At 54.7% G+C, this 14,510-nt stretch carries 11 protein-coding genes; 1 reads left to right on the forward strand and 10 read right to left on the reverse strand.

The genetic code is table 11. From position 1 onward, the window contains the following. Positions 1-83: 83 nt before the first annotated feature. From NOX35_RS27100 to NOX35_RS27120, 5 genes are all read right to left on the reverse strand, one after another. Entirely contained in the window at positions 84-1,403 is a 1,320-nt protein-coding gene (locus NOX35_RS27100; protein ID WP_084084743.1) for an NAD(P)/FAD-dependent oxidoreductase, read from the reverse strand. Positions 1,404-1,421: 18 nt separating this feature from the next. Further along, positions 1,422-2,252 (reverse strand): S-formylglutathione hydrolase, encoded by an 831-nt coding sequence (gene fghA / locus NOX35_RS27105; protein ID WP_071038009.1) that lies wholly within the window; start codon positions 2,250-2,252, stop codon positions 1,422-1,424. A gap of 55 nt (positions 2,253-2,307) precedes the next feature. After that, a complete protein-coding gene (locus NOX35_RS27110) occupies positions 2,308-3,639 on the reverse strand; it encodes a DUF3422 family protein (protein WP_071038010.1) in 1,332 nt (443 codons plus the stop codon). A 172-nt stretch (positions 3,640-3,811) separates the two neighbouring features. Then, complete coding sequence (locus tag NOX35_RS27115; protein ID WP_046462314.1) at positions 3,812-4,210, reverse strand: VOC family protein; 399 nt, start codon at positions 4,208-4,210, stop codon at positions 3,812-3,814. Positions 4,211-4,261: 51 nt separating this feature from the next. After that, the gene (locus NOX35_RS27120; protein ID WP_043387381.1) at positions 4,262-5,371 is read right to left on the reverse strand and encodes an S-(hydroxymethyl)glutathione dehydrogenase/class III alcohol dehydrogenase; all 1,110 of its coding nucleotides are present in this window, start codon (positions 5,369-5,371) and stop codon (positions 4,262-4,264) included. Positions 5,372-5,654: 283 nt separating this feature from the next. On the opposite strand from NOX35_RS27120, the gene NOX35_RS27125 reads away from it, so the two are divergent. After that, complete coding sequence (locus NOX35_RS27125; protein ID WP_043387383.1) at positions 5,655-6,560, forward strand: LysR family transcriptional regulator; 906 nt, start codon at positions 5,655-5,657, stop codon at positions 6,558-6,560. Between the two features lie 161 nt (positions 6,561-6,721). Here the strand turns inward: NOX35_RS27125 and uvrB are convergent, their stop codons facing one another. The 5 genes from uvrB to NOX35_RS27150 form a co-directional block, all read right to left on the reverse strand. Continuing rightward, positions 6,722-8,698, reverse strand: a complete 1,977-nt coding sequence (gene uvrB / locus NOX35_RS27130; RefSeq protein ID WP_071038011.1) for an excinuclease ABC subunit UvrB — start codon at positions 8,696-8,698, stop codon at positions 6,722-6,724. Positions 8,699-9,023: 325 nt separating this feature from the next. Further along, positions 9,024-9,455: a DUF488 family protein gene (locus NOX35_RS27135; RefSeq protein WP_182312603.1), complete on the reverse strand. Its 432-nt coding sequence runs from the start codon at positions 9,453-9,455 to the stop codon at positions 9,024-9,026. 430 nt (positions 9,456-9,885) lie between these two features. After that, positions 9,886-11,018, reverse strand: a protein-coding gene (locus NOX35_RS27140) for an IS3 family transposase (RefSeq protein WP_122975108.1) whose coding sequence is annotated in 2 segments (ribosomal slippage) — positions 9,886-10,763 and positions 10,763-11,018 — 1,134 coding nt in all. Because the reading frame shifts where the segments join, the coding sequence is not laid out codon by codon here. 141 nt (positions 11,019-11,159) lie between these two features. After that, on the reverse strand, positions 11,160-13,643 hold the full coding sequence (locus tag NOX35_RS27145) for an AAA family ATPase (protein ID WP_182312601.1): 2,484 nt from the start codon (positions 13,641-13,643) through the stop codon (positions 11,160-11,162). A gap of 557 nt (positions 13,644-14,200) precedes the next feature. After that, the gene (locus tag NOX35_RS27150; RefSeq protein WP_182312599.1) at positions 14,201-14,491 is read right to left on the reverse strand and encodes a hypothetical protein; all 291 of its coding nucleotides are present in this window, start codon (positions 14,489-14,491) and stop codon (positions 14,201-14,203) included. Between the last annotated feature and the right edge of the window lie 19 nt (positions 14,492-14,510).

The following is a 14,510-nucleotide window of genomic DNA, read 5'->3' on the forward strand; positions in this document are numbered from 1 at the left end:
GACGATCAACGTCGATTAAGCAAGACGATCAAGAATCCGTACTGCACCCAAACGTGGTCTTGCCTACTCCGGAGCATGGTCCTCTAATCCGAAGGTCCGGATTTACCCAACGCCATAGGCTTAGGGGGGTGGTCCTTGTCCGGGCTTGTCCGAAGGATGATGCGAGAGCCTCGGTAGCCAATGCTGTGGTTCCATACCCAACTCAAGGCAACGCTAAGGCGATTTCGAGTACCAATAAGAAAGTAGATATGCGCGAGTTTCCAAATCCACCATGCAAACGCTCCGCGCAGCTTCACTCGTCCCATGTCAATGACCGCCAGGCTACGGCCTATGGTTGCTAGGTTCCCCTGATGTCGGTATTTAAAGGCACCATCGCTGGGCTTACCCTTCAAGCGTCGCCCAATCAGGCTAGCAACGTACTTGCCTTGCTGTTTTGCTGCTGGTGCAATTCCTGGGACAGGCTTTCCATCAGGCATAGTGCACGAGGCCGTATCGCCGATGGCAAAGATCTCAGGGTATCCCGCCACCGTCAGGTCGGCCCCTACGACAACTCGGCCAGCACGATCAGATGCAGCACCCAACCAGCGGGCTGCAGGAGACGCTTGGACTCCGGCGGCCCAGACGATGGTCTTGGCCGAAAGGGGGTTGCCGCCATACACCACGCCGTCCGCCGAGCATTCGGTGACCGGCGTACCCAGCACGACCTCGACCCCGAGCTTTTCGAGCGCCTGGCGCGTATAGGCCGAAAGATCCTCTGGAAAGACGGACAACAGGCGTTGACCAGCCTCGATCAGTACAACCCGCGACGTGCTTGGATCGATGGAGCGAAAGTCTCGCGCCAGCGTGTCTCGTGCAAGCTCCGCGATGGTGCCCGCCAATTCCACCCCGGTGGGGCCGCCACCGATGATGACGAAGGTCTGCAACGCAGCGCGTCGTTGCGGATCGCTCGTGCGCTCGGCTTCTTCGAATGCAGCGAGAATTCGGCCTCGGATGGTCGTGGCATCCTCAAGAGTTTTCAGGCCTGGGGCAAAAGGCTCCCATTCGTCATGCCCGAAATAAGCGTGGGTCGCGCCTGTAGCGAGCACGAGCGTGTCATAGGGCTGGCGCGATCCATTGCTGAGAATGACTTCACGTGCGTCAGTGTCTACACCTTCCACTTCGGCCATCAACGTGTTCACTTCCGGCCGATTGCGGAAGAGATAGCGTATAGGCCAAGCGATCTCCGAGGTAGATAGGGACGCCCCTGCGACTTGGTAAAGCAATGGCTGGAACAGATGATGATTGCGCCGATCAATGATCGTCACATCGACCTCGGTGCCAGCTAGCTCGTTGGCAACTTCGATCCCACCGAAGCCTGCCCCAATGATGACGACGTGATGTCGGTCTGTAGAGGTCCTTAACATGATCTGATCTCCTCTTAGTCAGCGGTTCAACGCTGACGCATGGTGTGCCATGTGTTCGCCGATGAAGCTGGCAATGAAGTAGTAGCTGTGGTCGTGGCCCGGCCGCAGGTTCAATGTCAGCGGATGCCCCGTTTCTTCACACACTTTGCGCAGCAGTTCGGGACGCAATTGACTTTCAATGAACTCATCGTTCAAGCCCTGGTCTACCAGTAACGGCAAACGTTCCCGTGCGGTACGGATCAATTCCACCGAGTCGTATTGCTTCCATGCCTCCTGATCACCGCCCAGGTAGGCTCCAAAGGCCTTTTGTCCCCAGGGCACTTGAGTGGGAGCCACGATGGGGGAGAAGGCAGATACGCTGCGATAACGGCCAGGATTGCGCAGGGCGATGACTAGAGCCCCATGTCCACCCATGGAATGGCCACTGATGCCGCGTTCCGTCGTTACAGGAAACTGCGCCTCGATACGTGCAGGCAACTCATGCACCACGTAGTCATACATCCGATAGTTCGCCGCCCAGGGCTCCTGTGTCGCATTGACATAGAAGCCTGCCCCTTGCCCGAGGTCATAGGCCGCATCGTTGGCAACACCTTCACCGCGAGGACTAGTATCCGGTGCGACAACGGCAATGCCATACTCAGCAGCGAAGCGCTGGACAGCGGACTTGGTGATGAAGTTTTGCTCCGTACAGGTGAGGCCCGATAGCCAGTAAAGCACCGGCACTTTGCCGTGCTGCGCCTGTGGAGGCAGATAGACACCGACCTTCATCGTGCAACCGAGTGTCGTCGATGCGTGCTGATAGACGTCCTGCCAGCCTTCAGAGCTGGCGTGATGTTCAATGCGTTCCATGTTGTTTCCAATATTCATAACTGCGCAGCCATTGCGCACCAAGACAGCTGCGCTGTCAGGAGGATTTCACTTCTGCTGCCGGGTCGCCGTGGGCGTGCCTAATCCTGCGGACCGTCCACCAGATGGCCAGCATCACCACAGGCACCAGGACAGCCGTTACTGGCGCAACCACGTCGTGAATGACGGGAATGCCTTTGAGCAGATAGCCCAGCAGACTCACGACGTAATAAGAAATTGCCGCGACCGACAGACCTTCAACCGTTTGCTGAAGGCGCAGCTGCATCTTGGCCCGGTCATTCATCGACGCGAGTAGGTCCCGATTTTGTCGTTCGAGCTCAACGTCTATCCAGGAACGCAGTAGCGAAATGGATCGATTCAACTTGTCTGAGAGCTTTGCCTGGCGCTCCTTTACGGACTGGCAGGTCCGCATCGCTGGAGCGATGCGACGCTGTAGAAAATCTGCCCATGTGCAGTAACCGGACACTGCCTCTTCCGAAAGAGAAGCCAGTCTTTCCTCGACGATCTCGTAGTAAGCACGGCTTGCGCCAAAACGATAGAGGTTTGCCGCAACACCGGCTTCCAGTTCCGCAGCTAGGCGAGTCAATTCGGCCAGCAAAACGTCACTGTCCCTCCGTCCGGCCAAACTGGTGCACATCTCGTCTGTGATGGCTGCCAGTCTTGACTCCATGCGTCGAAGTTCGTGCGTCATCGAACGAGTCAACGGAAGGGATAACAATGCCAACGTCCGATAAGTCTCTATCTCCAACAGACGTTGAGAAAGTGCTCCAGCACGCGCAGGATTCAAATCTCGAGCGAGTATGAGAATGTGCGTTAGACCATCCTCATCCTGACGAAAGTCGGTCAAGACAGCGGCAGAGCCATTCTCCACCAGCGAGTAGCACAAGCTGGCTGGATCAAAGCGCTCAGCTTCCTTCTCAGTTTCCGAAGTCCATGGAAGTAGCCTCAAGCTAATGCCGGACACCACCGGACCGGGAGGAACAAATCCGTGCTTGAAGGGGTTTGCACCGCATGGCTCACCACTCTCAGCATCCAGCGCTGCGCACCAGAGGTACGTAGAAAATTCAGTGTGTTTTTCGCAGTGCAGATCTCCCTCGTCCCATGTCAATCCGTGAAGAGGAGTGGCATGATCGGGCTCTGCAACGCCGAAGCGATGAGACAGCTCACTCATCGCAGCTTGGTCCTTTGCAGCGTCGCCTTCGGTCATGAAGGCGAACTGCAATATGCCCCGAGGGGCTTCTATCAGCAGATGTGGGCGCGCATGCACTTCACCGACCGCAGCATCACGATCGGCATAAGCTGGCATGCCATACACGGTGGCGGTGTGAGTGGGTTCTGCGGTCGCATTGACGTTTGCTGGATCTTTCATACCGACCTCATCTCTCATAGTTTGAAAATCACCACGCTTCACATTTATTGCCCAGGACCAAGCACAAGGTGCGTGGCCATGGGCCAGTCTTCAGATGCTTCATGCTCTGGGATTTGGCCGGTACCGGCGCTACAAGTAGACCCAGTACCGGCTTTGTCAGAGCTATTTCAGCTTAGATGAAGGTGTAAGAGCAGACCTTGTTGCCAGCGGGATCGCGCAGATACGCCGCATAAGCGCCAGGCAGATGTCCGCGAGGACCAGGTTGACCCTCGTCAGTGCCACCAGCTGCAAGGCCGGCTGCATGGAAAGCATCCACTTCAGCAGGAGAGGCAGCTGCGAAGCCTACTGTCACGCCATTGCTGGAGGGAGCTTCGCCATTGCCGGGGCGGGCAATGATGAAGGCTGGCTTTTCGCGGCCATAGAGTACCCAGCCATTGCCGAAAGGACCGAGGTTATTGATGCCGAGAGCACCCAGCGCTGCATCGTAAAACGCGGCCGACTTTTGAACATCGGCTGCACCGATAAAGACGTGGGAGAAAATGCCGTCACCGGAGATAACAGGAGTAGACATGGAAGTTTTCCTTGATATTTGCTGTTGAAAAGATCGTTATTGATCCGTGGGTTAGTAATGAATCACGGTACGAATCGACTTGCCTTCATGCATCAGGTCGAAGGCTTTGTTGATGTCGTCCAGACCCATGGTGTGGGTGACGAACGGGGCGAGATCAATCTCACCTTTCATCGCGTCCTCCACCATGCCGGGAAGTTGGGTGCGTCCCTTGACGCCACCAAAAGCGGAGCCCTTCCAGGTACGACCAGTGACCAACTGGAATGGGCGGGTCGAGATTTCCTTGCCGGCACCTGCCACGCCGATGACGATCGATTGGCCCCAGCCACGGTGGGCTGCTTCCAATGCGGAACGCATCACATTGACGTTGCCAATGCACTCGAAAGTGTGATCAACCCCCCAGCCAGTCATTTCGATAAGCACTTCGTGAATTGGCTTCTCGAAGTCTTTCGGGTTGATGCATTCGGTCGCCCCGAAGGTACGAGCCAGCTCAAACTTGGCAGGATTCGTGTCGATGGCGATGATGCGACCCGCTTTGGCTTGGCGTGCCCCCTGAATAGCTGCCAGACCAATACCGCCCAAGCCGAAGATAGCGACGGAATCACCTGGCTGCACCTTGGCCGTGTTGTGCACAGCGCCGATGCCGGTGGTAACACCGCAACCGAGCAAGCAGACATGCTCCGGATTCGCGTCCGGGTTGATTTTGGCCAGCGAGACTTCGGCGACGACTGTGTATTCGCTGAAGGTCGAGCAGCCCATGTAGTGATAAAGCGGCTGACCGTTGTACGAAAAACGGGTCGTACCATCGGGCATCAGGCCCTTGCCCTGTGTGGCGCGAACGGCGACGCACAGGTTGGTCTTCCCCGACTTGCAGAACAGGCACTCGCCGCATTCGGCTGTATAGAGCGGGATGACATGATCGCCAGGCTTCACGCTGGTGACACCTTCACCCACCTCCACGACGATGCCCGCGCCTTCATGACCCAACACGACCGGGAAGAGTCCTTCGGGGTCATCGCCCGACAGGGTGAAAGCGTCGGTATGGCAAACGCCAGTGTTCGTGATCTTGATGAGCACCTCGCCCTTACGCGGCGGCTCAACGTCGATCTCGACGATTTCCAGAGGCTTACCAGGCCCGAAGGCCACTGCTGCACGTGATTTCATGATGTTGTTTCCTTTACTAACTAAATTTGACGTCAGCGATGATGAATATTGAGCACATCAAGCGCCGCCAAGAACGCAACTGGCTTCGCGATCGCTGCAGTGCAAGGTGCCGTAGTAGGTGGTGATCTATGCCGAAGTATTCATGCGCGGTTCCTGTGGAGTTGCTCTGGAATCGAAGTATGTGATTTCGCAAAACTCTTGTATATGGAATTGTTTCGATTTATTAATTCCAATTTCTGGAATAATAAACACGCAGTGGAACCGACCAGGTGAGGCGCTCGTCATGAACAAGGAAATTGAACTGCTGCGTATCTTTCGAGTGGCGGCCGAAAGCAGCAGTTTTCGCGATGCGGCCGTCCGGCTCAGTACTTCCCCGCAAGGCGTTACACGCGCCATCCAGCAACTGGAGCAACACTACGGCGAGGTGTTGTTTCATAGAAGCACGCGCCAGGTACGCATCAGTGCGTTTGGTGAAGGTTTGTTAGACCAGGTGCGCCCCGCATTGGAGCGGTTCGAGGAACTCTGGCGAGTTCCTGGGCGTGACGAACAGACATCCCTCTCTGGCACGGTTCGCATCACGGCACCGCTCAGCTTAGGCACCCGGGCGGTTCTGCCTGCACTGGAGCGCGTGGCCGCGCGTCATCCCGCAATCACACTGGATGTCCGTCTGTCCGATCGCATCAGCAATACGGTTGAAGAAGGGATTGACGTTGGCGTCAGGCTCGGATTTATGCGCGATAGCCGCTTCGTCGCGCGAAAGGCCGCCGACATGAAATTTCCAATCGTTGCCGCACCGCATTTGATTAGAAAAGTTGGCGTACCTGACACCATTGATGCCCTCAGCAGACTGCCGACCACTGCGTCTATGGATCTCAATACCGGCCGCCCCTGGCCTTGGTATTTCAAAGCGGGACGCCAGTGGACACCCATTGCTGCCGCAATCGTCGTCGACAATGCCGACATGGAATTGGGGGCGGCGTTGGCAGGCATCGCCTTTGCACAACTGCCAGACTACGTAGTCGCCCCATACATTGCCAGCGGAAAGCTCGTGCGCGTGCTGGAGAAAGAAGAATCTTCAGCATGGGGTTTGTACGTTTATCGGCCGCAGCGCGGCCCGGTCTCGGGAAGAGTTCGGGCGGTATTTGATGAAATGCTGGCTGCCGTTAAATCGTTGCCGGCATTGAGGTGACACGCGACCAAGCGTCGTAGGGCATCAGCTTCGGAAAGCAAAGCACCGAGCCTTGGTGGCTCATTACGTATGCCCGAATTGTTAGTCGACCTTCTGCTCGCTTAAACTAGATGCAGATCGGTCGACCGTACAACTTAGTTGCTATTAAAGCCGGCTAAAGATTAGATATAAATGAATTGCCGGTACAAAACATCCAATTGACTACGGATTTCTTCCACGTGTTGCTCGTCACCAGCGTCGGTAAATTCGAGTAGTAATTGTTCCTTGGCAGTGATTTGGTCGCAAAGGTCGGACAAACTCTTGCAGAAAGCCTCGGAGTGAACTGTGGGTTCCTCCGCATTCGTCTCTTTTCCTGCCAGCTTTCGCACAGAAGAGGTCGGAGAGATTCCGTTTTCTTCGTTAAAGGCAATTTGAAGTTCCCTGCGCCGATTTGTCTCATCAATTGCTTGCTGCATCGCAGGAGTCATCGCATCCGCATACAAGATCGCTTTTCCGTTCTCATTCCGGGCGACTCGGCCTATCATCTGAATGAGCGCCTGGGCCGACCTCAGGAAGCCCGCACGGTCCGCATCGAGAATGGCTACCAATGACGCCTCGGGGATATCCAGCCCCTCGCGCAAAAGGCTCACGCCGATCAGAACATCAAACTCCCCAGCGCGCAGGCCATTGATGATTTCAACACGATCCTCCGCCTTGATGTCCGAATGCATGTAGCGCGCTCGGATTCCGCTGTCCGTCAAGAAATCCGTCAACTCTTCCGCGCCGACCTTTGTCAGCGTGGTCACGAGCACGCGGTCTTTTCTCTTCACGCACGTCGATATTTCGGCAAGCAGATCGTTCATGCGCCCGTCCGCCTTTCGCACCTCCACCTTGGGATCAAGCAGCCCTGTGGGCCGGATGATCTGCTCGACAACCCGGCCTTTCGATACCCTCAACTCGTATTCACCAGGAGTGGCCGAAACAAAGATGGTCTGTGGCTTGACCTTCTCGAATTCGCCAAAGTTCAATGGCCGGTTGTTCTTCGATGAAGGCAAACGGAACCCGTAATCGATCAACGTATCCTTGCGTGCCTGATCCCCCCGGTACATTGCGGATATCTGCGGCACCATGACGTGGGATTCATCAACGAACAGGAGCCCGTCTTTCGGCAGGTAATCCAGCAAGGTGATCGGAGGCGCAGCCGAGTCCCGGTCACTGAAGTAGCAGGAATAATTCTCCATCCCCGAGCAGTAGCCAAGCTCCCGCATCATCTCTACGTCGTTTGTGATCCGCTCGTACAGACGGTTGGCCTCGACCAAGCGATTGTCCCTGTTTAGTTGGGCAACGCGCTCTTCCATTTCAGCGAGAATCTTCTCGGACGCGGATTCGATCTTGTTCGTAGGTGTCGCGAAAAGCGTCTTTGGAGAAACCAAGTAGTGGTCAATTTTCCCCAGTGTTTTACCCGTAACAGGGTCTAGCCATTGAACAGACTCAACAGAGTCGTCCAGCAGTTCCACCCGAACCGCCCTGTGTTCTGAATCGGCAGGGAAAATATCAATCACCTCACCTCGAACTCGGAACGTTGCACGCTTGAGGGTGCGCTCAGTACGCTCATATTGCAGTAGAACCAGGCGACGAATCAGCTCCCGCTGATTTAGGTTGGCCCCAGGGGACAGAGCCATCTGCAGCGCTCGGTATGCATCTGGATCACCCAGGCCGTAGATTGAAGAAACCGAAGCAACGACAATCACGTCGCGGCGCTCAATCAAGGATTTGGTCGTGGATAGACGCAGACGCTCAAGATGATCATTGATCGCCGAGTCCTTTTGAATGAAGCGATCACTGCCCGGTATATAGACCTCGGGCTGGAAATAGTCATAGTAGGAAACAAAATACTCGACCGCATTTTCTGGGAAGAAATGCTTCATTTCACTATAAAGCTGCGCGGTCAATGTCTTGTTAGGAGCCAAGATCAATGTAGGCCGCTTCAGACGATGGATCACATTGGCCATCGTAAAGGTCTTGCCTGAGCCAGTGATCCCCTTCAGCGTTTGGTGTGTCGCACCTTCTTCTAGGTCAGATAGCAGGCGCGCTATCGCTTCTGGCTGGTCCCCCGCCGGCGTATAGTTGGAGTGCAGTATGAACATACCGGTTGACATGGAACATCTCCTAATTGAAGCACTTCAACTTGGCCTGATGCGTCAGCTATTTCAGAAGACCTATAGCAGTGCCAAACCGAGACGCGAATGGCGGTGATCCGGACGAGCCCCATGTGGGCCTAGGCGTCGCTCATGATAGCCCACACATGGGTCGATCTCCTAGTGCATCCTAGGAGTGCCACGACATTTGCGAGCAGCTTTCTGAGAGCTGTCTGTACCTGGGGCTGCATGCCTCATGAACCGTCGAGATCGAGCTGTGATTGGAGGCCCCGAGCTTGATGCGAAATGTGTGATGTACTTCCATTCACGATACGTGCCTTCGGCCCTAAAGATGCACGATTTCGACATTCGACCACTTGCCAGCAAGGTACTCGGCCACAAGTCTCCGATGGCAGTGATGGGGCCTGTCTTCGCTGCAAAGCAGGCAACTATTGTTAAGTTTTTCTTTATCAATTGATTCAATTTTTCTGGAGGACATTAAATCCAGAAACTTTCTAGCGTAGCTATCCCAGTCACCATTATTTAATTTATATTCTTCGAACATCTCTTTGGTTGGCGCAAGCGATGTTAGATGTTCATACTCCATTCCACACAGCGCCTCGGAGAAGTACTTTAGATCTTCGCGCTTCGCGAAACCTGCCAATTGCGACACGTTATTCAGGCGAACATCGACAAGACGTTTAGCACCAGAGGCGCTTAGTTTGGCGAAGAAGGACCGCGCGGAGGTCTTTGTGAATCCAATTGTGAATATCTTCATCTGTCTTGTCCTTTTCGCTACTTCATCCAAGATATGAAGGTAGGGGGCTGTCGATCGCAGAGTTACAGAGTTGAGCCAGCAGTGCTCAGGCACAGTGGCTAGCCATGATGAGTTTGACGCCCACATATTTCCCTAGAGTTGTTATACCGTCTAGGTAGAGCGTCAGATAGTAAGGGAATGGTCTTTGAATGCCTGCTGACAGCTATCTACCGTGAGGTCACGTTGCTGGAGCGATCGGCAGCAATCGCTGCAAAGCCACCCTAAGAAGCAGAAGTCGGCTTCAGGCTGGTTGCGGTCGGTCAAGACCGAACGCTCAATGACTGTTGATGCTCAGGGCAGTCATTAATCTGAGGCTAGCAGTTAGCTAGGAATAACTGACCTGCCCCCTTCAGCCGTACCAGTGATTAGGTTGGGGTCCTGGGGTTGAAGGTTAATGGATTTGGGCAGGGATCTCATGACGAGCTGCGTCGCCTGCGTGCTGACGCAGTTGCTGGGCATACCTGGCTGGCGGTATGCGGCCAATGCTGCTGTGAGGCCGAACCTCGTTGTAGTCCCGACGCCATGCGGCAATCTCGGTGCGTGCCTGGCGCATGCTCTGGAACCAGTGCTCATTGAGGCACTCGTCGCGGAACTTGCCGTTGAAGCTCTCGATGTAGCCGTTCTGCATGGGCCGACCTGGCTCGATCAGGATGTGCCGGATGTGGTGTTCCTGCGTCCAGGCGATGAAGGCCCGGCTGGTGAACTCCGGGCCGTTGTCGGTTCTGACGGCGGCCGGGTAGCCCCTGAAGCGCGCCGCCTGATCCAGCAGCCGGGTGACGTACAGGCCGCTGATGCCGTAGTCCACAGCGATCTCCACGCATTCGTGGCTGAAGTCATCGGCCACGGTCAGGCACTTGATGCGCCGGCCACTGGCCAGGCTGTCGCTGACGAAGTCCATGCTCCACACCTCGTTGATGCGTTGGGCGATGTTTAGGGGCGTGCGCTCCATCACGGGGCGCTTGGCCTTCTTGCGCTTGCGAACCGCCAGATTGGCCGCTCTGTAGAGCCGGTACACCCGCTTGTGATTGACGCCAGGGAAGTCGTTGCGCAGCAGGTCGTGCACGCGCCGGTAGCCGAAGCGCCGACGCACATGCGCGATCTCGACGATCTTGTCCTTCAGGGCCTGGGTCTGTGCGCTGGGCACCGGTGGGTGCCGGTAGCTGTCTCGGCTTAGCCCCACAAGCCCGCACGCGCGACGCTCGGACAGTTGGTGCTCCTGCACCAGCTGCGTGATCAGCTCGCGCCGGGCTTGTGGGGCTACCTTTTTACCCCGAGCACGCTCTTGAGCGCATGCAGATCCAGGTGCGCCTCGGCCAGCAGGTGCTTGAGCTTGGCGTTCTCCGCCTCCAGCTCGCGCAGCCGTCTGGCCTCTGACACCTGCATGCCGCCGAACTTGGCGCGCCACTTGTAGAACGTGGCGTCGGAGAAGCCGCCCTTGCGGCAAATCTCCGCCACCGCCATGCCGACCTCGGCCTGTTGGAGGAACCCGATGATCTGTTCCTCTGTGAACTTGCTCTTCCTCATGTCTGCGATTCTCCTGAATGGCGGACCCCTTGCTACTTCACATTGGTACGGCCTGGGGGGAGCAGGTCATAACTGCTCAACTCACTGTGAAACAAAAAAGCACCCCAACGGGTGCTTTTTAAGGTTGCCGCATTGAGAAAGTTAATCAACTCGCTCAGGCTCGCCAATGCTCTTCAAGAGAGAGTTGTATTGAACCTTGTCTGAGGCATAGATCTTTTCCAAGACATAGTTGGCAACTCTGGCAATCTCAGGAATTTCAACAGGCTTGAAGCCTCTGTCTGGAACCGCCTCTAGGTGTGAGAACTCGTTGTTAAGGCGATTGACGAGCGTAATGGCTGTGTCTTCCTCTTCTCCAAAGAATTTCTTGATTCGTTCAAAGGAGTCGTTCTTGTCGTCGTGGTATGGAAATTTGAAGAACAAGAATGCCTCGAGGAATTTGCGCAGATTGTTGCCGAAGCCAAAGAATGGCTCGTGGTTCTCTGCTGCGGCAGCTTGATCCTTGCACTTATAGATTTGGTGGAAGAGGTAGTGGAATTCGGTGATGTAGTCTTTGAGGTAAGGCGGCATAAGCATGATGTTGCTTGAGGCGCCGTTTCGCTCAATCATGAAGTGTTCATGATCGCTGACACTCTTTGCCTTTACTCCCTCTGCTGCTGGCTGCTTCTTCATCGGAATGGAAAGGCGCTTGAGGTACTTCAGAAAGTCCAAATTGTGCGTGGAGATGAACAGTTGCTTGTAGCGGTACGAATTTGAGCCATCTGGCTTCTTCACTGGTTTTGTGATCAAGCTTTCAATCAAGCTGAACATAAAGAAGATGTGATTGCCATCCAAGCTTGAAATTGGATCGTCAATGTAAATGATTAATTCTTTGCCTTTGCTGTCTGGATCTTCAAGCTTGGCCATGAAGTAGCAGAATGCAATGAGGCTACATTCACCTTCACTGAGGTTGTAGGCCGACTTGCCGTTGCGGGTGATCTCAAACTTGACGGTCGCGTTGTCTGCACTGTCACGCGCTTCCAGCTTGATTCCGTCATGGCCGAAGAAGTTGTTGAGCAGGGCATTGACTCGTTCCGCCCCCTTACGCTCATCCTTCTGTTGGGCCCTCAATGTCTGGACCCCCGCCTCGGCTTCACGGATCTCTTTTTCTGCATCGGTAAAGGCTGTACTTGCGGTGTCAGCGGTGGTCTTAAGGGTGGCGATCCGGCCAAGCTCCTTGTCATAGGTTATGGCCTCAGCAAAGGCGAACACATTAGCCAAGCGAAGTGACTCTGTGGCACTGGTTTTGTCTTTTTCCAACGTGGCAGTCTTGCTGTTGCTTGTTTCGATCAGTGCATTTATGTCAGCAACGTGCTTTGCGATTTCCTTGGCGTCATGGGAAGGAGTCTTGAGAGCTATGGGCTGGAACAGGTTGTTCTTCCGAGTCTCAAGCGACTTCTTCAGTGCCTCCAGATCTTTTTTATAGACGGCTAGCGCTAGAGACAGAGCTTTGCTACTGATTTCAAACGCTGTGCGCTCGTCAGCGTAGAACTGAGAACCCGTGAAAGTGTTGAGTCCCGCGACGGTGCCAATTTCGGTCGTTACTGTCGTGATAGCCTCATCCAAGGCCGTTTCCAGATCCCCAGACTCCTTGCTGAAATGCTCATCGAGCACTTGCCAAATGTCGTGCGGCAGATCCTGTCGGCAGAAGGCACATGTATCGCGCTTCTCGCGGTGGTGCCCCATACCCTGCTTGACCCAAAGTTGCAAGGCGCTGTCTTTGAGCAGTTCCTCAATGGCCTTGGTAGGCGTGATCGTCTTGGACAGTAACGGCTCGGCTGTGGCGGTCAAGGACTCCAGCTTGAGCGCTACAACCAGGGTCTCTGTGATGTCGGGTAACGCTTCCTGCTTGAGCAGCTTGATCCGACCTGCCTGTTCTTCGGTCGTGAGTGCGACGAAGCCTGGCTTGCTGGTCGTGGCGATGTCACGCCTGATGTGCTCGATGTTGTAGACGGGGCTGCGGAAGTTCGGGTTTTTCTTGATTTTCTCTGCGGCATGTGATCGCAGTTTGTCGTCCAACCCATTGGACGCAGCGGTGTGGGCAGACTTGGTGCGGTCGCGCTCTTTCTTTTTGGCTTCCAGATCAAACCGAAGCCCTGCCTTGCCTTCCACGCTGCCAAGCTTGTCTTCAATTGCAGCGATGGCATCGTCAATCTCTTTGTTTTGTTCACCGACGATGGCAAAGGTCTTGATCACCCCCCCTACTTCCTGATTTACCAGGAAGCTAAGGTTGTCGGTTACGAAGTCGCGGTTGTAGACCCGCACTTCGTAGTTGTGCGACAGCAAGCCAGTATGGGAGACAGCACCTTTGTCGCCTGTCAGGGTGAAGGCCGAACCGACATAGTTGAGGGGTAGTTTGCGAGTCTCCAGCGAGCGGAAGATCCGCGAAAGAGTGGTCTTGCCAGAGTAGTTACGCCCGTACAGCACGTTGAGGCGCTTGAAATACTGGGTTGTCTTGCCACTGTCCTTGACCGTTTTTTTCCAGTCCAAACCTTGAAAGCTGCCAAAGCTGGCTATGTCTACCTGATTGATCACTGACTCAGTCCTCCCTATATTGGCTTGCAGGCTTTTTGCAACAAAATGTTTCATAAATCTACTAAGCGTAGCCGTTGGTGGTCTAGGGTCTATCCATATAAATAGTTGCCAGTCTTCAAAGCTGAATCGACGTGAATTTCCCAGAGAGACTGCTATTTGAGTGAACTAATTTTTATTTATTGTGAATGACTTCTGCCTTGGAAAGAGCAGTCATTCATGTTGCGAACTCGATAGGCAACAACCGCTGCACAGCGGTCATTTGTTGACGTTGTGCGGACGACAGCACTGGGTCGATAGCACCAGTTCGCTCCAGGTAAAAGCAGTCACCCAACATTCGTGCCAGAACAGTTACTTCTTTGAGGTTGGGAGCGGACCTTTGTTGAGGTCTCGCTCCAATGGCTGCTTAGGTTAATGGCAGTCATTGGCATTTTTGAGTTGAGCGACTACAGAAAGCCTGAAGCAATCCGCTAGGCAAAGGTGGATCGACGGCTCATGGCTTCTTCTTGGCCTTTGGGGATGCGAGTCGCTTGTGGGTGCGGCCGATTTTTTGTGTGATTTTCAAGCGACCAAAAAGTAGCTCGCAAAGTCGCTTCGCGTTGGCTACATGTGTGTCAGGCGCAAGCCCCAACAGCATCTTCCCAGGAAGGGGATGCACAACATCCTCGCGCCAGCGTGTCCTTGTAAAGGGCATTGGCGGTTTGGAGACTCACCCCCAGTTCCCTAGCGCATCGGATGATGAGGCTAGGCTCAATTTCATTGAAGAAAAAGGCAAGAATTCCATTTGCTTCAAGGCTTGATGCCGACAGTCTCCCATTCCGGAACGATGCGGCAACATCTTCCTCACTGACGACTTTGCCGTAGGGGGCATTCATGTGGTTTGCGATTAACGCAGCTGCGCTCATGTAGATTGGCTCCTATCCA

The sequence above is a fragment of the Comamonas sp. C11 genome (assembly GCF_024496285.1).
Taxonomy (GTDB): Bacteria; Pseudomonadota; Gammaproteobacteria; order Burkholderiales; family Burkholderiaceae_C; genus Comamonas; species Comamonas testosteroni_F.